We start from the raw sequence: 20,278 nt of genomic DNA on the forward strand, positions 1-20,278 counted from the left end.
GTGCTCACGCCGAAGGCGGCGGACCCGGTGCCGGGTCCGCCGCCTTCGGCGTGAGCAGCCCGGACTCCTAGCTGAAGGAGTCGCCGCAGGCGCAGGAGCCCGTGGCGTTCGGGTTGTCGATGGTGAAGCCCTGCTTCTCGATGGTGTCGACGAAGTCGATGGAGGCGCCGCCCAGGTATGGGGCGCTCATCCGGTCGGTGACGACCTTGACGCCGTCGAAGTCCTTCACGACGTCGCCGTCGAGCGAGCGCTCGTCGAAGAACAGCTGGTAACGCAGGCCGGAGCAGCCGCCCGGCTGAACCGCGACGCGCAGCGCCAGGTCGTCCCGGCCTTCCTGGTCCAGCAGGGCCTTGACCTTGGCCGCGGCGGCGTCGGACAGGAGGATGCCGTCGCTCACGGTGGTGGTCTCGTCCGATACGGACATCTGCTTCTCTCCCGGGTTGTGCGGACTGCTTGCCGACGGTGCAACCGGCATGGCCGCGGATTCATTCCGGGCCGGCCCGTTTCGCGCTTCGTGTCTCTTCATGCTCGCACACCGGGCTCAAGTGCGGCACCGGCCTGTGGACAGGGGGTGCGTCACATCGACGCTATGGCCATCGTCAAAGTGACGTGAAGCGGTTATGATAGATAGCGTCAAATAGACGAGAAGTGCTCAGCCAGACGAAGAAAGGGTGCGTGTCGTGACCACCGCCCCAACCCGCCCCGAGCTCGACGTATCGCCGACTCCGCTCGCCCTCCTGCTGCTCGGCCGGGAGGCGGACCCACGGAGCGAGCGCGGCGTGGAGTGCCCCGGCGACCTGCCCTCGCCGTCCGACCCGGATCTGGTGGAGCGCGCCCGCGCGGCCAAGGAGAAGCTCGGGGAGAAGGTCTTCGTCCTCGGCCACCACTACCAGCGTGACGAGGTCATCCAGTTCGCCGACGTCACCGGCGACTCCTTCAAGCTGGCGAAGGACGCCGCGGCCCGGCCGGAGGCCGAGTACATCGTCTTCTGCGGTGTGCACTTCATGGCCGAGTCGGCGGACATCCTGACCTCCGACGACCAGAAGGTCGTGCTGCCCGACCTGGCGGCCGGCTGCTCGATGGCCGACATGGCCACCGCCGAGCAGGTCGCCGAGTGCTGGGACGTGCTGACGGAGGCCGGCGTCGCCGAGCAGGTCGTGCCCGTCTCGTACATGAACTCCTCCGCGGACATCAAGGCCTTCACCGGCAAGCACGGCGGCACGATCTGTACGTCGTCGAACGCCAGGCGCGCACTGGACTGGGCCTTCGAGCAGGGCGAGAAGGTCCTCTTCCTGCCGGACCAGCACCTGGGCCGCAACACCGCCGTTCGCGACATGGGCATGTCCCTCGACGACTGCGTGCTCTACAACCCGCACAAGCCGAACGGCGGCCTGACCGCCGAGGAGCTGCGCGGCGCCAAGATGATCCTGTGGCGCGGTCACTGCTCGGTGCACGGCCGCTTCTCGCTGGACTCGGTCAACGACGTGCGCGAACGCATCCCGGGCGTGAACGTGCTGGTGCACCCGGAGTGCAAGCACGAGGTCGTGGCCGCCGCGGACTACGTCGGCTCGACCGAGTACATCATCAACACGCTCGAGGCGGCCCCGGCCGGCTCGAAGTGGGCGATCGGCACGGAACTGAACCTGGTCCGCCGTTTGGCGAACCGCTTCGCCGACCAGGGCAAGGAGATCGTCTTCCTCGACAAGACGGTCTGCTTCTGCTCGACGATGAACCGCATCGACCTGCCGCACCTGGTGTGGGCGCTGGAGTCGCTCGCCGAGGGGAACCTGGTCAACCGCATCGAGGTCGACAAGGAGACGGAGACCTTCGCGAAGCTCGCCCTGGAGCGGATGCTGGCACTGCCGTAGCCGCTGCCCGTACGCGTACGAAGGGGCGCCCCGCCGGACGGCGGGGCGCCCCTTCGTGCACGCTCAGGGCATGGGCCCCGGGCTCACTCCGCCCTCGGCCGTACCAGTCCCGACTCGTACGCCGTGACCACCAGCTGGGCCCGGTCACGGGCGCCCAGCTTGGCCATGGCACGGTTCACATGGGTCTTCACCGTCAGCGGGCTGACCCGGAGCCGTTCGGCGATCTGGTCGTTGGAGTGACCGCCCGCCACCAGCACCAGCACCTCGCGCTCGCGGACGGTGAGTGCCGACAGCCGCTGCGAACGCTCCCCCGCGTCACGGCCGTCTGCCTCCGCGGTGCCGCCCTGCGCGAGGAACGTGGCGATGAGCCCCTTCGTCGCGGCCGGTGACAGCAGCGCCTCGCCCGCGGCGGCGATCCGGATCGCGTTCAGCAGTTCGTCCGGCTCCGCGCCCTTGCCCAGGAAGCCGGAGGCCCCGGCCCGCAGCGACTGCACCACGTACTCGTCCACCTCGAACGTGGTCAGCATGACGATCCGTACGTGCGACAGGTCCGGGTCCGCGCTGATCAGCCGGGTGGCGGCGAGGCCGTCCGTGCCGGGCATCCGGATGTCCATCAGGACCACGTCGGCCCGCTCGGACCGGGCCAGCGCGACGGCCTGCGCCCCGTCGGCCGCCTCCCCGACGACCTCCATGTCCGGCTCGGAGTCCACCAGGACCCTGAACGCGCTGCGCAGCAGTGTCTGGTCGTCGGCGAGCAGCACCCTGATGGTCATGTGTTCTCCCCCGCGCGGTCCGACCGTGGCTTCAGCGGCAGTATCGCCTGCACACGGAAGCCGCCTCCGTAGCGGGGCCCCGCGGTCAGGGTGCCGCCGAGGGCGGTGACGCGTTCACGCATGCCCAGCAGGCCGTGCCCGCCGCCGTCGGACGGGCCCCCGGCCTCCGCGGGCCCGTTGTCGATGACGGTGACCTCCAGCCGCGAGCCGACCCGGACGACGCTCACCTCCGCCTTGGCGTCCGGCCCCGCGTGCTTCTGCACATTGGTCAGCGCCTCCTGGACGATCCGGTACGCGGCGAGGTCGACGGCCGCCGGCGGCGTCTCGCCGTCGTCGGCGCGGGCGACCTCGACCGGCAGGCCCGCCTGACGGAAACGGGTGACCAGCTCGTCGAGGACCGCGAGACCCGGCGCCGGCTCGGTGGGCGCCTCCGGGTCTCCCGACTGGCGCAGCAGCCCCACGGTGGCCCGCAGCTCGTTCAGCGCGGAGCGGCTAGCCTCCCTCACGTGCGCGAGCGCCTCCTTGGCCTGGTCCGGGCGCTTGTCCATGACGTGGGCGGCGACACCGGCCTGCACGTTGACCAGGGCGATGTGGTGCGCGACGACGTCGTGCAGATCGCGGGCGATCCGCAGCCGCTCCTCCGCGACCCGGCGCCCCGCCTCCTCCTCACGGGTCCGCTCGGCACGCTCGGCCCGCTCCCGCATGGCGTCGACGAAGGCCCGGCGGCTGCGCACGGCGTCACCGGCGGCGGCGGCCATGCCGGTCCAGGCGAAGATGCCCAGGTTCTCCTGCGTGTACCAGGGGCTCGAGCCGAAGAACATCGCGGAGCCGGTCAGCACCGCCATCGTCACCAGGCCGACCCGCCAGGTCGTCGGGCGGTCGGTGTGGGCGGCGACGGTGTAGAGGGCGATCACCGCGGCCATCGCGACGGGGGCCGCCGGATCGCCCGCCACCAGCTCGACGACGGACACCGCGCCGGTGACCAGCAGCACGCCCATCGGCTCCCGCCTGCGGAAGACCAGCGCGGCCGCGGCGAGAACCATCAGCACCGCGCTGCGCGGGTCGGGGGTCCGGGTGCCGAAGGTGGGCCCGTGCGGCCCGTGCGGGTCGGCGAACGAACCGGCGACCATGCAGATGAGCGCGGCGAGCGCCAGGGCGCCGTCGAAGGCCAGCGGGTGCGCGCGCAGCCAGCGGCGGGTGCGGTCGTACCGGGCGGCGAGTGGGGTCACGGGGCAACGTTACGCGCGGCGGGGCGGGGCGTCGCCGACGCGGGGCGCGCCGTGGGCGCGGGGGCGTGCGGCCGCTGCGCGGAGCCGTCCCCCGCCCCGCCTCTTGCCGAAACCGGGGCAAGCCCCGGACCCCGGTACCGCGCTTCGCGCGGTGTCCTCGAACGCCGGACGGGCTGGAAATGCCGCGCAGCGGCATTTCCAGCCCCGCAGGCATGAGTGCCGCGTCAGTCGGGGAGCGGTGCGTCCGGGGCCGGGATCAGGCCGTTGTCGCCGAGGAGCTCACGGACCTCCTCGAGCGTCGCCTCCGCTGCCGGGAGGATGAGCTCGGACGGTTCCAGCGAATCGTCCGGCAGCGGCTCCCCCAGATCGCGGACCTTCTCCAGCAGCGCGTGCAGGGTCCGGCGGAAGCCGGTCCCGTCGCCGCTCTCCATCTCCGCGAGCAGTTCGTCGTCGAGCGTGTTCAGCTCGGGGAGGTGGCTTTCCGCCACCTCCAGCTGACCCTCCCCCATGATCCGTACGATCATGACGAGTCCTTACTCTGCGTCCGTACTCTCCGTACAGTCCGTCGTGTCCGTCACTGCTTGTCGAACTTGTGCGGGCTGCCCTGCTGCTGCGTGGCGTCCGTCGAACCGCCGGTGCCGCCCTCGATCGCCTGCTGCGACGCCGGCCCTCCGGCCAGCTCCGCCTTCATGCGCTGGAGCTCCAGCTCGACGTCCGTGCCACCGGAGAGCCGGTCCAGTTCCGCCTGGATGTCGTCCTTGGCGAGCCCGGACTGGTCGTCGAGCGCGCCGGAGGCCAGGAGTTCGTCGATCGCGCCGGCCCGTGCCTGGAGCTGCGCGGTCTTGTCCTCGGCGCGCTGGATCGCGACGCCGACGTCGCTCATCTCCTCCGAGATGCCGGAGAACGACTCGGCGATCCGGGTCTGCGCCTGCGCCGCGGTGTAGGTGGCCTTGATGGTCTCCTTCTTGGTACGGAAGGCGTCGACCTTGGCCTGCAGCCGCTGCGCGGCGAGCGTCAGCTTCTCCTCCTCGCCCTGGAGGGTCTGGTGCTGGGTCTCGAGGTCGGTGACCTGCTGCTGCAGCGCGGCACGGCGGGAGAGTGCCTCGCGAGCCAGGTCCTCGCGGCCGAGCGCCAGCGCCTTGCGGCCCTGGTCCTCGAGCTTCGAGGACTGTCCCTGGAGCTGGTTCAGCTGCAGCTCGAGGCGCTTGCGGGAGGTCGCCACGTCGGCGACTCCCCGGCGGACCTTCTGCAGCAGTTCCAGCTGCTTCTGGTAGGAGTAATCGAGGGTCTCGCGCGGATCCTCGGCCCGGTCGAGGGCCTTGTTCGCCTTCGCGCGGAAGATCATCCCCATACGCTTCATGACACCGCTCATGGGCTTCGCGCGCCCCCTTCTGACGGACTACGGCTTCAGCTCTCCAACTAGAACCCAGCGTACGGGCCCTGCATCCATTACCGCACTGTTCGGGCGCGGATGCGCTCATCCCCAAGGACGACTGCGGGCGGCTCCGATCCGGCGCAAGGAGTAGGTGGCCGTCAGGGAAACTGTGCCTGCCGTCCGTTCTGTCCGGTACCGGACACACGCCGTTGCGGGATCGTTCCCCACCGGGGTGGGGTGCATGCCCGGCAACCCGTACCCTTGGGTTTTGTGTTCCGTAGCCGTTCCAAGGAAGAGAAGGCCCCCACCGCGAAGGTGACGGCGGACCTCTCCAAGCAGCCCCGCGACCCCGAGGCCCCCAAGGGCCGCCCGACGCCGAAGCGCAGTGAGGCCCAGGGCCAGCGTCGCCGTGCGTCCAGCGGCGCGCCGCTGGACCGCAAGGAGGCGATGAAGCGCCAGCGCGAGGCCCGCCGTGCGGACCTGGCCAGGCAGCGCGAGGCCCTCGCCAGCGGCGACGAGCGCTACCTGCCGGCCCGTGACAAGGGTCCGGTGCGGCGTTTCGTCCGTGACTTCGTCGACTCGCGCTTCTGCGTCGCCGAGTTCTTCCTGCCGCTGGCGGTGGTGATCCTGGTTCTGAGCATGATCCGGGTCGCCCAGCTGCAGAACATCGCGCTCCTGCTCTGGCTCGGTGTGATCGTGATGATCGTCATCGACTCGGTCGGTCTCGCGATCCGCCTGAAGAAGCAGCTGCGCGAGCGCTTCCCGAACGAGCCGAAGCGCGGCGCCGTGGCCTACGGCCTGATGCGCACGCTGCAGATGCGTCGGCTGCGGCTGCCGAAGCCGCAGGTCAAACGCGGAGAGCGGTCCTGAGCGCCGACTCTTCGCAGCCTGGCGGCTTCACTCCGGAGGCGTCCGCGAACTGGCTCGCCGGTGCGGGCGGACTGCGCAACACCGTCCGTCAGGAACTCGTCGCCCGTCAGCTCGAGGAGCAGATCACCTCGCGCTACCCCGTCGGGCAGCGGCTGCGGGTGCTCGACGTCGGCATGGGCCAGGGCACGCAGGCCCTGCGGCTGGCGCGCGCCGGGCACACGGTCACCGGCCTGGAGTCCGACGCCGTGATGCTGAAGGCCGCACGTGAGGCACTGGCGGGTGAGCCGGCCGGTATCCGCGAGCGGGTCCGGCTGGTGGAGGGCGACGGCCGGGACACCGGTGTGCACTTCCTGCCGGGCAGCTTCGACGTGGTGCTCTGCCACGGCGTGCTCATGTATGTCGAGGAGCCGGACGCCCTGCTCGCCGGCCTGGCGAGGATGCTCGCGCCCGGCGGGCTGCTGTCGCTGCTCGTACGCAACGGGGACGCGCTGGCCATGCGGCCCGCGGCCGCCGGGGACTGGAAGTCGGCGCTGAGCGCCTTCGACACGGAGACCTACACCAACCGGCTCGGGCTGCGGGTGCGGGCCGACCGGCTCGAGGCGCTGACGGCGACCCTCGCGGGGATCGCCGCGCCGCTGCACGCCTGGTACGGGGTACGGATCTTCACGGACCACGTCGGCAACGATGTCGAGCTCCCCGCCGCCGACGAGCTGCAGCAGGTCCTGGCGCTGGAGGAACGTGCCGGCCGCACGGACCCGTACCGCGGCGTGGCCGCATTGCTGCATCTGTGCGGAGTGCGGCGGATCTGACCGCCGGTGGCGGGCCGCCGCCGCAGGGCCCGCCGCGCGACTCCCCCTGATCGGCGGCGCATCTCAGGCACCGGCCGGACGGCAAAAGGGATACTCCGGGCATGGACGTATCCCCCCGCCCTGGCCTGCGGGCGCTCCGGCTGCTCCTGCCCACGACCGCCGGGCTGTGCGTGCTCGCCCTGGCGGGCGGCTGCTCTCCGGGCTCCGTACCGGTGTCCGCCCCTTCCGCCCAGGCCGCGGCCCGCGCCGCGGCCCCGGCCGCGGCGAGCGAACTCGAGGACGACTACCAGGAGGTCATCGAGAACGTCCTGCCCTCCGTCGTCCAGATCGAGGCCGGCCAGAGTCTGGGCTCCGGCATCGTCTACGACGACAAGGGACACATCGTCACCAACGCGCACGTCGTGGGCGACGGCAGACGGTTCAAGGTCACCGTCGCCACGGGCGAGCAGCCGCTGACCGCGACGCTGGTCTCCACCTTCCCCGAGCAGGACCTCGCCGTAGTCAGGCTCGACTCGGTCCCCCCGGGTCTCAAGGCGGCACGCTTCGGCGACTCCTCGGAGGTCGCGGTCGGCCAGATCGTCCTCGCCATGGGCTCGCCGCTCGGCCTCTCCAGCAGCGTCACCCAGGGCATCGTCTCCGCCGTCGGACGCACGGTCAGCGAGAGCAGCGACGGCGGCGGCACCGGCGCGACCCTCGGCAACATGGTGCAGACCTCGGCGGCGATCAATCCCGGCAACAGCGGGGGCGCGCTCGTCAATCTGAACAGCGAGATCATCGGCATCCCGACGCTCGCCGCGTCCGATCCCGGTCTCGAGGGCAGCCCCGCGCCGGGCATCGGCTTCGCGATCCCCGCATCGATGGTGCGGACGGTGGCCGACCAGATCATCAAGTACGGCGAGGTGCGCGACTCGGGCCGGGCCGCCCTGGGCATCACGGGCCGGACCGTGCTCGACGACAACTACCGCCCGTCCGGTGTGGCGGTGGTCTCCGTGGTGAGAGGCGGGGCCGCGGAGAAGGCGGGCCTGCGGGCGGGCGACATCATCACGCGGGTCGGCGACACGGAGATCACCACGATCACGTCCCTGGCGGAGGCACTGGCGTCGAGACGACCGGGCGAGAAGGTACCCGTGACGATCGAACGGGCGGGAACGGAACGGACGGTGCAGGTCACGCTAGGCGAGATCTGACGGGCCCTTGAGCGGGCGGCACACCGGGCGGTCCACGCCTGCGGGGGCGCGGCCCACCCTCTTGGGGGGCACGGCACCGGCCCGCCTCCGGGCGCGGCCCGGCGGGTCCAGCCGCCTCGCGGCTCCATGCGGAACACACCGGGTCCGGGCGGAGCCCGGCGGATCGGGCGGTTCCCGGTAAAGCCGGCGGTCCGGCAGGTTGGGGCGGAGCTCAGCGGGACCGGGTGGGTCCGGCCGAGCCCGGCGGTCCGGGCCATGCCCGGCAGGTCCTGCGTTCGGGCGGAGCCGGCGGTCCAGCGGGTCCCGGTGGGTCCGGGCAGAGCGCACCGGGTCCGCGCGGTGCCCGGCAGGTCCTGCGTTCGGGCGGAGCCGGCGGTCCAGTGGTCCAGCAGGTTGGGGCGGAGCTCAGCGGGACCGGGTGGGTCCGGCCGAGCCCGGCGGTCCGGGCCATGCCCGGACCGCCAGGTCCTGCGTTCGGGCGGAGCCGGCGGTCCAGCGGGTCCCGGTGGGTCCGGGCAGAGCGCACCGGGTCCGCGCGGTGCCCGGCAGGTCCGGCGGTTCGGGCGGAGCCGGTGGTGCGGCGGGTTCGGGCGGAAACCCGGTTCGGGGAAGGTGGAGGGATCCCACGGCACAATGCGCAAGGGGCGGGCAGGGGAACGGCTTCGCGCCGTCCGCGCCCGCCCACCACCCGCGTGGCCCGTGTCAGGACTCGTGGAGGCTCATCGGGCCGTAGATCTTGGTGCCGTCCTCGGAGAGGACGACCTGGTCGGCGCCGCCTTCCTGGAGCTCCCTCCAGTGCTCGCCGATCCAGGACTCCGCGTCGCCCTGCGTCGTGAACTCCTCCGGCTCCACCGCCGGCGGCACCTCCGTACCGTCGGACTTCTCGAACCGCCACGTCCACGCCATGTGCGCCTCCCACGTCCCTAGGGCAAGCTGATCAGTTGCTGCCCGCAGCGTAGCCGGGCGCGCACCGCCCCGGGCGAGACGGCAGGATCAGAGGCGTGGAACTGACTCTGCTCGGCACCGGCGCCCCCGCCGGTCTCCCCCGGCCCGACTGCCCCTGCGCCGTGTGCGCCACCGCACGCGGGCCCGAGGCGCGTGCCGCGACCGCGTTGCTCGTGGACGGCGCGCTGCTCCTCGATCTGACTCCGGGTGCCGCGCTGGCTGCGGCTCGCGCGGGGCATTCGCTCGTGGGCGTACGGCAGGTGCTGCTGACGCATCCTCACGACGGGCCGCCCCTGGACCTGCCGGCCGGGCTGCCGACGGCGGGGAGGGTGCCGGACGGGCGGGAGTTGACGCTGATCAGCGGGCACCGGGTGCGGGCCCTGCCGATGGACCATCCGGGCACGGGGTACGAGGTGACGTCCCCGGACGGCGACCGGCTGCTGTATCTGCCGCCGGGCGCGGCCCCGGCCGGGCTCGCGGAGGGGCTGGCCGCGTACGAGATGGTCGTGGCGGACGTCGTCGGCCGACCGGACGCGATCGCCCGGCTGCGGGCGTCTGGCGCGATCGGGGCGACGACGGACGTGATCGCCGTGCATCTCGACCACGACGCCCCCGGCGGCCCCGAGCTGACCCGCCGTCTGGCGGCGGCGGGCGCCCGCGCCGTGCCGGACGGGACGACGCTGATCGTCGGCGAGTACCACGCGGTGCCGGACGTGCCCCGGCGGACCCTGGTGACGGGCGGGGCACGTTCGGGCAAGTCGCTGGAGGCGGAGCGGCGGCTGGACGCGTTCCAGGACGTGCTGTACGTCGCGACGGGCGGCGGCCGGAACGGCGACCCCGAGTGGGCCGCCAGGGTCGCGGCGCACCGTGAGCGCCGGCCCGGGTCGTGGCGTACGGCGGAGACGTGCGATCTGGTGCCGGTGCTGGCGGAGGACGGGCCTCCGGTCCTCATCGACTGTCTGTCGCTGTGGCTGACGGACGCGATGGACAAGGCGGGCGCCTGGGACGACGAGCGGTGGGCCGCCGAGGGCGAGCGGGTGCTGCGCGAGCGGGTCGGCGCGCTTCTCGCGGCGGTACGGGCGACGCCCCGCACGGTCGTGGCGGTGACGAACGAGGTGGGCTCCGGGGTGGTCCCGGCCACCGCCTCCGGGCGGCGCTTCCGAGACGAGCTGGGCCGGCTGAACTCGGCGTTCGCCGCAGAGTGCGAGCACGTGCTGCTGGTGGTCGCGGGCCAGGCCCTCGTACTGCGCGGCTGAGCCACCGGCGGGGCCGGTACCGCACGGCCGGACCTCGCCCCGTACCGGTACTGTTCGGCGAATGAGCAGGCTGAATCTCGACGACTTCTCCGATCTGATCGAGCGCCCGGACAGCGGCACGCGGCGCGACGCCGAGGAACGCCGGGAGCGGCTGGCCGTGCCGCCGGGGGCGCTGGGCCGTCTCGACGAGCTGGGCGAGTGGCTCGCCGCCGCGCAGGCGACGGTGCCGGTCAAGGCGGTCGAGCAGCCACGCGTGCTGCTGTTCGCCGGTGACCACGGCGCTGCCCGACTGGGCGTGTCCGCACGGGAGTCGGGCAGCGCCCACCGGCTGGTGCGCGACGTGCTGGAGGGCGTCAGCCCGGTGGCCGTCCTGGCCCGCAGGGCGGGCGTGCCGGTCCGCGTCGTCGACGCCGGCCTGGACTGCGACCCGGCGCTGCTGCCCGAGGAGGTGTCGCGGCACCGGGTGCGGCGCGGCAGCGGCCGTATCGACATCGAGGACGCGCTCACCGCCGCGGAGGCGGAGCAGGCCGTACGCCTCGGCATGGCGATCGCCGACGAGGAGGCCGACTCGGGGACCGACCTCGTCGTTCTCGGCGATCTCAGCGTCGGTGGTACGACTCCGGCGGCGACGCTGATCGCGGCGCTGTGCGGCACGGATGCCTCTGTGGTGACCGGGCGCGGCGGCGCCGGCATCGACGACCTGGCCTGGATGCGCAAGTGCGCGGCGATCAGGGACGCGCTGCGGCGGGCCCGGCCGGTGCTGGGTGACCAGCTTGAGCTGCTGGCGACGGTGGGCGGTGCGGATCTGGCGGCGATGACCGGGTTCCTGCTGCAGAGCGCGGTGCGCCGGATGCCGGTGATCCTGGACGGCGTGGTGTCGGCGGCGTGCGCGCTGGTCGGGCAGCGGGCGGCGTTCCGGTCGCCGGACTGGTGGATCGCGGGGCACATGAGCGGTGAGCCGGCGCAGGCGAAGGCGCTGGACCGGATGGCGCTCCACCCGGTGCTCGATCATGGTGTGACGGTCGGCGAGGGCGTAGGCGCCCTGTTGGCGCTGCCGCTGGTGCAGGCGGCGGCGGCCCTGGCGGCGGAGCTGCCGGAGCGACCCGCGCCGGCGGAGGCGGAACCCGAGAGGGAACCCGAGGGGACACCGGCGAAGGCGGAGCCCGAGATGCCCCCCGGGGGTGCGGGGCCCGAGGCGCGGTGACGCCCGGCGGGGCCGCCGCGCCCCGCCACCCGCACCGGATGCCCCATATGATCCCTTTTCATGGGAGAAGTCCGTACGTCCGGCGAGGGCGCCGTCACGCGCCGCAGCACCGACCTCTCACGGCGCGGCGCGGCATGCGCGATCTGGTACCTGCGGATCGTGACCTTCATCAACTTCCTGAGCGCCGTCTGGGTCACGCTCGGGCAGGACCTGCGACGCCACAACCAGGACAACTACTTCACGCCTTACCTCCTCACCGCCGGTTTCGCGTCGGGCCTCTTCACGCTCTTCCTCGCCGTCACCATGCGCCGCCGCAAGCGTGCGGCGTGGATTCTGAACGCGGTGCTCTGCGGGCTGTTCCTGCTGCTCTTCGCGTTCGCCCTGGTCCTCCCCGAGATCCGGCAGCACGCACAGAACTGGGTCTCCTTCGTGCTGACGGCGGCCTTCATGGCCGCCCTGCTGCTGGGCAGACGCGAGTTCTACGCCAAGGGCGACCGGTCCAACCCGAAGCTGGCGACCGGTGTCGCCGTCGGCGGACTGCTCGCCACCTCGCTGCTCGCGACGTGGTTCGTCACCCTCACCAACACCTCGCCCCAGAGCTCCACGTTCCTCGAGCGCTGGCGCTACGCCGCGATGCGGCTGGTCTCCGTCGCCGTCGACGACGACCGCTTCCCCACCATCACGACCCCCGGCTGGGTGGACGTCGTGATCAACATCATGGCGACGCTGCTGCTGCTCGGCGTGCTGTACGCGGCGTTCCGCTCGCGGCGGGCCGTCGACCCGATCACCGAGGACGACGAGGCAAGACTGCGGGCCCTGCTGGACAAGCACGGCGAGCGGGACTCGCTCGGTTACTTCGCGCTGCGCCGCGAGAAGAGCGTCGTGTGGTCCCCGACGGGCAAGGCGGCCGTGGCCTACCGCGTGGTCGGCGGCGTCTCGCTCGCGTCCGGCGACCCGATCGGCGACCCGGAGGCCTGGCCGGGCGCGATCGAGCCGTGGCTGGCCGAGGCCCGTGAGCACGGCTGGACCCCGGCGGTCATGGGAGCCGGCGAGGAGGCGGGGACCGTGTACGCGCGGCACGGCATGGACGCCCTGGAACTGGGCGACGAGGCGATCGTGGAGACCGCGGAGTTCACCCTGGAGGGGCGGGCGATGCGGAGCGTGCGCCAGGCGTACAACCGGGTCAGGCGCGCCGGTTACGAGGTGCGCATCCGCCGCCACGAGGAGATCCCGGCCGACGAGATGCGGGAGCTGCTGCGGCACGCCGACGAGTGGCGGGACGGCGAGACGGAACGCGGCTTCTCCATGGCCCTCGGACGGCTCGGCGACCCGGCGGACGGCCGCTGCGTGATGCTCGAGTGCACGGACGGCGAGGGCGAGTTGCGCGCGCTGCTCAGCTTCGTGCCGTGGGGGCCCAAGGGGCTCTCCCTGGACCTGATGCGGCGTGACCGGGACGCCGACAACGGGCTGACCGAGTTCATGGTCATCGAGCTCCTGCAGCGCGCGAAGGAGATCCGTATCACTCAGGTATCGCTGAACTTCGCGATGTTCAGATCGGTCTTCGAACGTGGCTCGAAGCTCGGCGCGGGACCGGTACTGCGGCTGTGGCGCTCACTGCTCGGCTTCTTCTCCCGCTGGTGGCAGATCGAGTCGCTGTACCGCGCCAACGCGAAGTACCGACCGATCTGGGAGCCACGATTCATGCTCTTCGAGAAGAGCGCCGATCTGCTGAGGATCGGCCTCGCCGCCGGCCGGGCCGAAGGTTTCCTGGAGGCCCCCGGTCTGCCCCGCTGGATGCACCGACGGCATCTGGAGAGCCGGCGTTGAACACCGCGTCGGCGTTCGCGCGGCGCGAATGGGGACCGCTGTACGCCGCGGTCCGCCGGGCGCTCGCCGAACGGCGGTGGCGGGCCGTGCCCATGACCCTGGCCGCCGTCGTGCTGACCGCACTGCTGCACCTGGTGCAGAACCAGCCGTGGGGACTCGGGCCGGTCGAGGCCGTCGGCTTCGTGCGGGCGGCGGACCCCTGGTGGCTCGCGCTGCTGAGAACGCCGCTGTCGCTGTTCGTACCGGCGCTCGACCTGCCGGTGTGGGGCGCGCTGGCACAGATCCTGATCGTGTTCGGCATCGCGGAGATCACCCTCGGCCGGCTGCGGACCCTCGCCGTCGCCTACGTGTCCACGCTGGCGGGGACGGCGTACGCCCGGATCGGTGTCGCCGTCGGTCCCGACGGGTTCCTCGGGCTGCCCTCCTCCGACGCGCAGGTCGTCGACACCGGCCCGTCGGCCGCCGTGGTGGGGCTCGCGGTGTGGGTCTGCCACCTCTACCGGGCGTGGCTGACGGCGGGGCTGGTCGTCGCGGCGATGGTGGCCGAGGTGATCGTGAAGAACAATCTCGCGGGCAAGGAGCATCTCGCCTCGATCGCGGTCGTGCTGGTGATCCGCGCGGTGGTGGAGGTCCGAGGGCGCTGCCGCGGTCACGGTTCGCGGGGCGGCACCCGGTCCGGCGCCCCGCCGATCAGGTCCTGAAACGCCCGGCGCGGCCCCGCCCAGCGCCGGTCGTGGCGGATCGACCGCAGCCGCGCCCTCGCACGGGCCTTCGGGCGGCGCCGGTAGAACCTGCGGGCCCAGTACGACCCCGGGCGGGCCAGGCGCAGCGCGCCGACGAGCGCCAGCACCGGCACGAGCACTCCGAGCAGGCCCATCCTCGTCTTGCCCTTGAGGAGGGCGATCAGGGCGAAGAGCAGATTGCCCACCACGGTGACGATCACCGTGGCGCGGTTCTGGCGTTCGTCCGGGGTCAGTTCGTCGACGCCGAGCGGTGACAGGCCGCTGAGGACCAGCAGTGCGAGGGCGGCGGCCAGCACGACGACCTCGACGCTCTGGCGGCCCTGCTCGGTCCAGTAGACGTCGTCGAGGTGGACGATCAGGGCGAACTCGTCGAGGAGCAGCCCCGCCCCCATCCCGAAGATCACCGCGCACACGGCGGCGCCGACACCGTGCCGGCCGCTCCCGACGGCACCGAAGCCGCCCACGACGGTCAGCACGACGCCCGGCACCACATGGTGGATGTGCATTCCGCCGGGCGTGACGTTCCTGAACGGCCCCCGCCCCGCCCTGATCAGCCGGGTGACGGTGCGCGTGAGCAGAAAGGTGAGCACGAACGAGGCCAGCGCGAGCAGCACCGGGAGCTTTCCCGGCTCCAGGATGTTGCGGTAGAACCAGTGACCCATGCCATCCGCTTCCGTTATGACCCTCTCTGCCCGTCATGCGCAATTTACCGTCGGGGGCTCCGGGCTACCCTTCGCGCGATGACTCCTCCGACCACGGACCCGGCCTTCGCGCAGGGCATGCGTTTCGCCTTCGGGACCCTGACCGTCCTCCCCGTCCGGGTCACCCGCTGGGACCGCGGTGCCGCTCGTGCCGGGATGGTCTGCGCGCCGCTCGCGGGGCTGGTCGTCGGGCTGTTCGCGGCCGCGTCCGGGGGGCTGCTGACCCTGCTGGGCGCGGGACCGCTGCTCGCCGCCACGGCCACGGCCGCCGTGCCGGCCGTCCTGACCAGGGGCCTGCACCTGGACGGGCTCGCCGACACCGCCGACGGCCTCGGCAGCGGCAGACCCGCCGACGACGCGCTGCGGATCATGAAGCAGTCCGACATCGGGCCGTTCGGCGTCATCACGCTGCTGTTCGTCCTGCTCGGCCAGGTGGCGGCCCTCGCGGAGCTGTACGCGCAGGGCTGGGCGCTCGGCGCGGCGGCCGCGGCGCTCTCCGCCGTCACCGCCCGGCTCGCGCTCACTCTCGCCTGCCGCCCCGCCGTCCCGGCGGCCCGCCCCGAGGGCCTCGGCGCGGCGGTCGCCGGAGCCGTCCCCGTAGGCACCGGACTGGCCGTGACCGCCCTGGTCATCGCCTGCGCGGCGGCCGCGGGCACGCCCTTCGGGCCGTACGCCGCACTCCACCACGCCCTCGCGGCGGTGGCCGGCCTGTCGGCCGCCCACCTCCTGCTCCGCCACTGCGTGCGGCGCTTCGGCGGGGTGACGGGCGACGTGTTCGGGGCGCTCGCGGAGACGGCCGCGACGGTGACGCTGGTGGCGCTGGTGCTGGGCTGACGTCCCCGACGTTCCCGTTCCGTGATCTTCGGGCGGGCAACCATGACACGCACCGGACGGTCCAACCCCCGTGCTCATACGCCTTCGCCTTCCTGTTCTCGCCGCGGTGGCGGCAACGCTGCTCCCGCTCACCGCCTGCTCCGCCGACGGCCCCCATCCGGTGTTCGCCGAGCCGCTCGCCGGTCAGCCCCGAGCGGCCGCGCAAGTGACCCGGGACGAGGGCAGCGTGAGCTTCACGCAGACCATGACGTACGGCAGTGAACGGGGCGACGTCGTCCAGACGACGACCGGACGTCTCGACTTCACGAACAAACGCGGGACGGCGCAGCGGAGTTGGCGGGTGCCCAAGGGGACGCCGGCCAGGGTGAAGGACGTCCTGCTCGGCCCCGCCCCGCTGCACGGACCGGCACGCATCGAAGCGGGGCTCGCGGTCGACGCACAGTACGTCCACTACCGGCCCGGGACGGCGCGCTACTGGCTTCGCTACGGGGGGAACCCCGGCGATCCGCTGGACGGAGCCGACGAGATCCTCTCCCTCCGCGGCCGGGCGGCGGCGATCGGCGGCACTCTGCTGGAGGTCACGGGCGGCGCGCGTGCCACCGCCCAGCGGCACACTCCCGAGGGCGGCCGGAGCTACCGGACCGAGGCCGCCCTGTCCGACGCCTGGCACCTGTTCCCCGCCGGCGTCAGGGCCGAGATGACGCAGGCCTGGCCGGCGTCCGACGCCGGGACCACACCCGTCCGGATGACGCTGACGGTTGACGCGCGGGGCCGGATCACCGGCGCCGACGCCGACCTGTCGGCCCTGGTCGGCCGCAAGGAAGAGGCGTTCTCCGGACTGACCGGACTGCGGGTCCGGCTCGCCCTCACCGGACATGGCTTCTCGGAACCCGCCATGCCCGGCCCCTCGGAGACTGTGCTGAACCCGGCCGAAGACGTCGTCAGCCTCCACTCCACCGGTGTCGCCCCCGGGGGCTGCGTCGACTTCGACGCCGGTGCCCACATGACCGGTCTGGTCGTACGGGTCGACTGCGAGCACCCGCACGACGCGCGGGTCTACGCCCGCGAACCCATCGGCAATCTCGCCTACGCGCCCGAGGCGGACTCCGACGACATGGCCTCCGACCGGTGCGAACAGGCATACCTCGCGGCTCCGGACCGGTGGACCGACGACGCCGTGGACGACGGGCTCTGGGCCCTGTATGCGGGCGAGGAGGACTGGGGGCTGCCCGGGGCTTCGCTCACTTGCTACGTCCTCTCCCGTTGACCCCGCCGGTGTGAGCCGCGCACGGGCGAATCACCGCCGCCGTGAGTCTCACCCAGGGCCGCGCGTAGGCTCTTGTCCCGTGTGAGGTGTCGATCCGCCTCGCCGGACCTTCAGAACTCAACGGAAGCGAGATTTCACCACCGTGACTGCTCTCACTCTCAGCACTGCAGGCGCTGCGACGCTGCGCGCCGACGCCCTCGTCGTCGGCGTGGCGAAGGGCGCCAAGGGCCCGGTCGTCGCGCCGGGCGCCGAGGCCGTGGACAAGGCGTTCGACGGCAAGCTCGCCTCCGTTCTGGAGACCCTCGGCGCCGGCGGTGGCGAGGGCGAGATCACCAAGCTCCCGGCGCCCTCGGGCATCAAGGCCGCAGTCGTTCTCGCCGTCGGTCTCGGCTCCGCGCCCGGCGACGACGAGTCGTACGGCACCGAGGCGCTGCGCCGTGCGGCCGGTGCCGCGGCGCGCGCGCTGGCCGGATCGAAGAAGGCCGCCTTCGCGCTGCCCATAGAGTCCGTCGAGGACGCGGAGGCCATCGCCGAGGGCGCGCTGCTCGGCGCGTACGCCTTCACCGCGTACCAGGAGAACGGCAACGGCTCCAAGAAGCCGCTGGGCGAGGTCGCCCTGCTCGGCGCCAAGCCCCGGGACAAGGCGTTCAAGGCCGGCGCGGAGCGCGCCGTCGCGCTCGCCGAGGAGATCAACCGCGCGCGCGACCTGGTCAACACCCCGCCGAACGACCTCACCCCCGAGGCCTTCGCCGCCGTGGCCACCGCCGCCGGCAAGGAGCACGGTGTCAAGGTGCAGGTGCTCGACGAGAAGGCGCTCGCCAAGGGCGGCTTCGGCGGCATCCTCGGCGTCGGCCAGGGCTCGAACAACCCGCCGCGTCTGGTGAAGCTCTCCTACACCCACTCCAAGGGCGCCAAGACCCTCGCACTGGTCGGCAAGGGCATCACGTACGACTCCGGCGGCATCTCCCTGAAGCCGGCCGGCCACAACGAGACGATGAAGTGCGACATGAGCGGTGCTGCCGCCGTGTTCGCCGCCGTCGTCGCCGCCGCCCGTCTCGGCCTCGCGGTCAACGTCACCGGCTGGCTGGCGCTCGCCGAGAACATGCCGTCCGGCACGGCCACCCGCCCGGGTGACGTGCTGCGCATGTACAGCGGCAAGACGGTCGAGGTGCTCAACACGGACGCCGAGGGCCGCCTCGTGCTCGCGGACGCGCTGACGAAGGCGTCGGAGGACAACCCGGACGCGATCGTCGACGTGGCGACGCTCACCGGCGCGATGGTGCTGGCGCTCGGCAACCGTACGTTCGGCATCATGGCGAACGACGACGCCTTCCGTGCCTCGATCCACGAGATCGCCGAGGAGGTCGGCGAGGCCTCCTGGCCGATGCCGCTCCCCGCAGATCTGCGCAAGGGCATGGAGTCGCCGACCGCCGACATCGCGAACATGGGTGAGCGGATGGGCGGCGGCCTGGTGGCCGGCCTGTTCCTGAAGGAGTTCGTCGGCGAGGGCATCACCTGGGCGCACCTCGACATCGCCGGCCCCGCGTTCCACGAGGGTGCGCCGTTCGGCTACACGCCGAAGGGCGGCACGGGCGCGTCGATCCGCACGCTGGTGAAGCTGGCGGAGCGGACGGCCGCCGGCGACCTGGGCTAGCACCTGCGGCGGGCGGTTCTCCACCCCGCCCCTTTCCGCGCTTCGCGCGGTGTCCTCAATCGCCGGACGGGCTCCTTGGAACCCCGCCGGCGATTGAGGCGCGCAGCGGCCTCCGTACCCCCCGGTAACCGCAAAACGCGCTCAAGGTCACCATCTCAAGCTACGGCCCCGCGTCCCGCCTCCCGTCAACAAGTGCGAAGATGGGTTCCCGGCAGGACAGGGCCCCCACCACAGGGCCGAAGAATCAGCGGCCGAACACCAGCCGACCGGCCGGTCAGCTCCCGAGACGGGGGGTCCGGCGAACGGCGCACATGCATGGAGGACGTGACGTGGCGAACGACGCCAGCACCGTTTTCGACCTAGTGATCCTCGGCGGTGGTAGCGGCGGTTACGCTGCGGCGCTGCGCGGAGCTCAGCTGGGCCTGGACGTCGCACTGATCGAGAAGAACAAGCTGGGCGGCACCTGCCTGCACAACGGTTGCATCCCCACGAAGGCTCTGCTGCACGCCGGCGAAATCGCGGACCAGGCTCGTGAGGCCGACCAGTTCGGTGTCAAGACCTCCTTCGAGGGCATCGACATCGCGGGCGTCCACAAGTACAAGGACGAGGTCGTCTCGGGCCTCTACAAGGGTCTGCAGGGTCTGGTCGCCTCCCGCAAGGTGACCTACATCGAGGGTGAGGGCCGGCTGTCCTCCCCGACCTCCGTCGACGTGAACGGCCGGCGCGTGCAGGGCCGCCACGTCCTCCTGGCGACCGGTTCCGTACCGAAGTCGCTGCCGGGCCTGGAGATCGACGGCAACCGCATCATCTCCTCGGACCACGCTCTGACGCTGGACCGCGTCCCGCAGTCGGCGATCATCCTGGGCGGCGGCGTCATCGGCGTCGAGTTCGCCTCCGCGTGGAAGTCCTTCGGCACCGAGGTCACCATCGTCGAGGGCCTCAAGCACCTCGTCCCGGTCGAGGACGAGAACAGCTCGAAGCTGCTCGAGCGCGCGTTCCGCAAGCGCGGCATCAAGTTCAACCTGGGCACCTTCTTCGAAAAGGCGGAGTACACCCAGGACGGCGTGCGCGTCACCCTCGCCGACGGCAAGACCTTCGAGGCCGAGGTCCTCCTGGTCGCCATCGGCCGCGGCCCGGTCTCCCAGGGCCTCGGCTACGAGGAGCAGGGCGTCGCGATGGACCGCGGCTACGTCCTGGTCGACGAGTACATGCAGACCAACGTGCCCACCGTCTCCGCCGTCGGTGACCTGGTCCCGACCCTCCAGCTCGCGCACGTCGGCTTCGCCGAGGGCATCCTGGTGGCGGAGCGGCTGGCCGGTCTGAAGACCGTCCCGATCGACTACGACGGTGTGCCGAAGGTGACGTACTGCCACCCCGAGGTCGCCTCCGTCGGCATCACCGAGGCCAAGGCCAAGGAGATCTACGGTGCGGACAAGGTCGTCGCCCTGAAGTACAACCTCGCGGGCAACGGCAAGAGCAAGATCCTGAAGACCGCGGGCGAGATCAAGCTCGTCCAGGTCAAGGACGGCGCCGTGGTCGGTGTCCACATGGTCGGTGACCGTATGGGCGAGCAGGTCGGCGAAGCTCAGCTGATCTACAACTGGGAGGCTCTGCCGGCCGAGGTCGCGCAGCTCATCCACGCGCACCCGACGCAGAACGAGGCTCTCGGCGAGGCGCACCTGGCGCTGGCCGGGAAGCCGCTGCACTCCCACGACTAGTCAGTCACGGGCGCGACA

Annotated in this window: 19 protein-coding genes; 12 read left to right on the forward strand and 7 right to left on the reverse strand. The window is 72.2% G+C overall.

The annotated features are described in order from the left end of the window. Window positions 1-67: 67 nt before the first annotated feature. A complete protein-coding gene (locus tag OGH68_RS09495) occupies window positions 68-424 on the reverse strand; it encodes a HesB/IscA family protein (protein WP_005318559.1) in 357 nt (118 codons plus the stop codon). A gap of 247 nt (window positions 425-671) precedes the next feature. Between OGH68_RS09495 and nadA the strand changes: the two genes are divergently transcribed. Further along, window positions 672-1,868: a quinolinate synthase NadA gene (nadA, locus tag OGH68_RS09500; RefSeq protein ID WP_264242909.1), complete on the forward strand. Its 1,197-nt coding sequence runs from the start codon at window positions 672-674 to the stop codon at window positions 1,866-1,868. A gap of 83 nt (window positions 1,869-1,951) precedes the next feature. Here the strand turns inward: nadA and OGH68_RS09505 are convergent, their stop codons facing one another. From OGH68_RS09505 to OGH68_RS09520, 4 genes are all read right to left on the reverse strand, one after another. Further along, on the reverse strand, window positions 1,952-2,641 hold the full coding sequence (locus OGH68_RS09505) for a response regulator (RefSeq protein WP_264242910.1): 690 nt from the start codon (window positions 2,639-2,641) through the stop codon (window positions 1,952-1,954). Next, window positions 2,638-3,870, reverse strand: a complete 1,233-nt coding sequence (locus OGH68_RS09510; RefSeq protein ID WP_264242911.1) for a sensor histidine kinase — start codon at window positions 3,868-3,870, stop codon at window positions 2,638-2,640. Before OGH68_RS09510 ends, OGH68_RS09505 begins: the two co-directional genes overlap by 4 nt. A gap of 224 nt (window positions 3,871-4,094) precedes the next feature. Then, window positions 4,095-4,394, reverse strand: coding sequence for a PspA-associated protein PspAA (gene pspAA, locus OGH68_RS09515; protein ID WP_264242912.1), 300 nt, complete (start codon window positions 4,392-4,394; stop codon window positions 4,095-4,097). Window positions 4,395-4,444: 50 nt separating this feature from the next. Next, a complete protein-coding gene (locus OGH68_RS09520; RefSeq protein ID WP_319020191.1) occupies window positions 4,445-5,242 on the reverse strand; it encodes a PspA/IM30 family protein in 798 nt (265 codons plus the stop codon). Window positions 5,243-5,515: 273 nt separating this feature from the next. Between OGH68_RS09520 and OGH68_RS09525 the strand changes: the two genes are divergently transcribed. The 3 genes from OGH68_RS09525 to OGH68_RS09535 all read left to right on the forward strand — a co-directional run bounded on the left by OGH68_RS09525 (window position 5,516) and on the right by OGH68_RS09535 (window position 8,111). Next, window positions 5,516-6,115, forward strand: a complete 600-nt coding sequence (locus OGH68_RS09525; protein ID WP_264242914.1) for a DUF3043 domain-containing protein — start codon at window positions 5,516-5,518, stop codon at window positions 6,113-6,115. Further along, the gene (locus OGH68_RS09530) at window positions 6,112-6,924 is read left to right on the forward strand and encodes a class I SAM-dependent methyltransferase (RefSeq protein ID WP_413471097.1); all 813 of its coding nucleotides are present in this window, start codon (window positions 6,112-6,114) and stop codon (window positions 6,922-6,924) included. Before OGH68_RS09525 ends, OGH68_RS09530 begins: the two co-directional genes overlap by 4 nt. 101 nt (window positions 6,925-7,025) lie before the next feature. After that, the gene (locus OGH68_RS09535; protein WP_264242916.1) at window positions 7,026-8,111 is read left to right on the forward strand and encodes a S1C family serine protease; all 1,086 of its coding nucleotides are present in this window, start codon (window positions 7,026-7,028) and stop codon (window positions 8,109-8,111) included. 702 nt (window positions 8,112-8,813) lie between these two features. Here OGH68_RS09535 and OGH68_RS09540 read toward each other — a convergent pair. Further along, on the reverse strand, window positions 8,814-9,017 hold the full coding sequence (locus tag OGH68_RS09540; RefSeq protein WP_100106757.1) for a hypothetical protein: 204 nt from the start codon (window positions 9,015-9,017) through the stop codon (window positions 8,814-8,816). A gap of 95 nt (window positions 9,018-9,112) precedes the next feature. Here OGH68_RS09540 and OGH68_RS09545 point away from each other — a divergent pair, with 95 nt between their 5' ends. The 4 genes from OGH68_RS09545 (at window position 9,113) to OGH68_RS09560 (ending at window position 14,044) form a co-directional block, all read left to right on the forward strand. Beyond that, entirely contained in the window at window positions 9,113-10,312 is a 1,200-nt protein-coding gene (locus tag OGH68_RS09545; protein WP_264242917.1) for a bifunctional adenosylcobinamide kinase/adenosylcobinamide-phosphate guanylyltransferase, read from the forward strand. A gap of 61 nt (window positions 10,313-10,373) precedes the next feature. Further along, the gene (cobT, locus tag OGH68_RS09550; RefSeq protein ID WP_264242918.1) at window positions 10,374-11,516 is read left to right on the forward strand and encodes a nicotinate-nucleotide--dimethylbenzimidazole phosphoribosyltransferase; all 1,143 of its coding nucleotides are present in this window, start codon (window positions 10,374-10,376) and stop codon (window positions 11,514-11,516) included. Between the two features lie 60 nt (window positions 11,517-11,576). Continuing rightward, window positions 11,577-13,343 (forward strand): phosphatidylglycerol lysyltransferase domain-containing protein, encoded by a 1,767-nt coding sequence (locus OGH68_RS09555; protein WP_264242919.1) that lies wholly within the window; start codon window positions 11,577-11,579, stop codon window positions 13,341-13,343. Further along, the gene (locus OGH68_RS09560; RefSeq protein ID WP_264242920.1) at window positions 13,340-14,044 is read left to right on the forward strand and encodes a hypothetical protein; all 705 of its coding nucleotides are present in this window, start codon (window positions 13,340-13,342) and stop codon (window positions 14,042-14,044) included. Before OGH68_RS09555 ends, OGH68_RS09560 begins: the two co-directional genes overlap by 4 nt. On the opposite strand, the gene OGH68_RS09565 is transcribed toward OGH68_RS09560, so the two are convergent. Then, complete coding sequence (locus OGH68_RS09565) at window positions 13,993-14,748, reverse strand: hypothetical protein (protein ID WP_264242921.1); 756 nt, start codon at window positions 14,746-14,748, stop codon at window positions 13,993-13,995. The two genes, OGH68_RS09560 and OGH68_RS09565, sit on opposite strands and share 52 nt — an antisense overlap. Window positions 14,749-14,826: 78 nt before the next feature. Between OGH68_RS09565 and OGH68_RS09570 the strand changes: the two genes are divergently transcribed. From OGH68_RS09570 to lpdA, 4 genes are all read left to right on the forward strand, one after another. Continuing rightward, window positions 14,827-15,621 carry an adenosylcobinamide-GDP ribazoletransferase gene (locus OGH68_RS09570; protein WP_264242922.1) on the forward strand — a complete coding sequence of 265 codons (795 nt, stop codon included), beginning with the start codon at window positions 14,827-14,829 and terminating at the stop codon, window positions 15,619-15,621. A gap of 70 nt (window positions 15,622-15,691) precedes the next feature. Then, window positions 15,692-16,888 (forward strand): hypothetical protein, encoded by a 1,197-nt coding sequence (locus tag OGH68_RS09575; RefSeq protein ID WP_264242923.1) that lies wholly within the window; start codon window positions 15,692-15,694, stop codon window positions 16,886-16,888. Window positions 16,889-17,030: 142 nt separating this feature from the next. Then, entirely contained in the window at window positions 17,031-18,542 is a 1,512-nt protein-coding gene (locus tag OGH68_RS09580; protein WP_264242924.1) for a leucyl aminopeptidase, read from the forward strand. A 329-nt stretch (window positions 18,543-18,871) separates the two neighbouring features. Further along, window positions 18,872-20,260, forward strand: coding sequence for a dihydrolipoyl dehydrogenase (gene lpdA, locus OGH68_RS09585; protein WP_264242925.1), 1,389 nt, complete (start codon window positions 18,872-18,874; stop codon window positions 20,258-20,260). Window positions 20,261-20,278 lie beyond the last annotated feature (18 nt).

This window comes from Streptomyces peucetius (assembly GCF_025854275.1).
GTDB lineage: Bacteria > Actinomycetota > Actinomycetes > Streptomycetales > Streptomycetaceae > Streptomyces > Streptomyces peucetius_A.

Excerpts from the sequence above, each read along its gene's own strand:
- OGH68_RS09495 (WP_005318559.1), bottom strand. The coding sequence starts at position 424 with ATGTCCGTATCGGACGAGACCACCACCGTGAGCGACGGCATCCTCCTG.
- OGH68_RS09505 (WP_264242910.1), bottom strand. The coding sequence starts at position 2,641 with ATGACCATCAGGGTGCTGCTCGCCGACGACCAGACACTGCTGCGCAGC.
- pspAA (WP_264242912.1), bottom strand. The coding sequence starts at position 4,394 with ATGATCGTACGGATCATGGGGGAGGGTCAGCTGGAGGTGGCGGAAAGC.
- OGH68_RS09520 (WP_319020191.1), bottom strand. The coding sequence starts at position 5,242 with ATGAGCGGTGTCATGAAGCGTATGGGGATGATCTTCCGCGCGAAGGCG.
- OGH68_RS09535 (WP_264242916.1), top strand. The coding sequence starts at position 7,026 with ATGGACGTATCCCCCCGCCCTGGCCTGCGGGCGCTCCGGCTGCTCCTG.
- OGH68_RS09540 (WP_100106757.1), bottom strand. The coding sequence starts at position 9,017 with ATGGCGTGGACGTGGCGGTTCGAGAAGTCCGACGGTACGGAGGTGCCG.
- cobT (WP_264242918.1), top strand. The coding sequence starts at position 10,374 with ATGAGCAGGCTGAATCTCGACGACTTCTCCGATCTGATCGAGCGCCCG.
- OGH68_RS09555 (WP_264242919.1), top strand. The coding sequence starts at position 11,577 with ATGGGAGAAGTCCGTACGTCCGGCGAGGGCGCCGTCACGCGCCGCAGC.
- OGH68_RS09565 (WP_264242921.1), bottom strand. The coding sequence starts at position 14,748 with ATGGGTCACTGGTTCTACCGCAACATCCTGGAGCCGGGAAAGCTCCCG.
- OGH68_RS09570 (WP_264242922.1), top strand. The coding sequence starts at position 14,827 with ATGACTCCTCCGACCACGGACCCGGCCTTCGCGCAGGGCATGCGTTTC.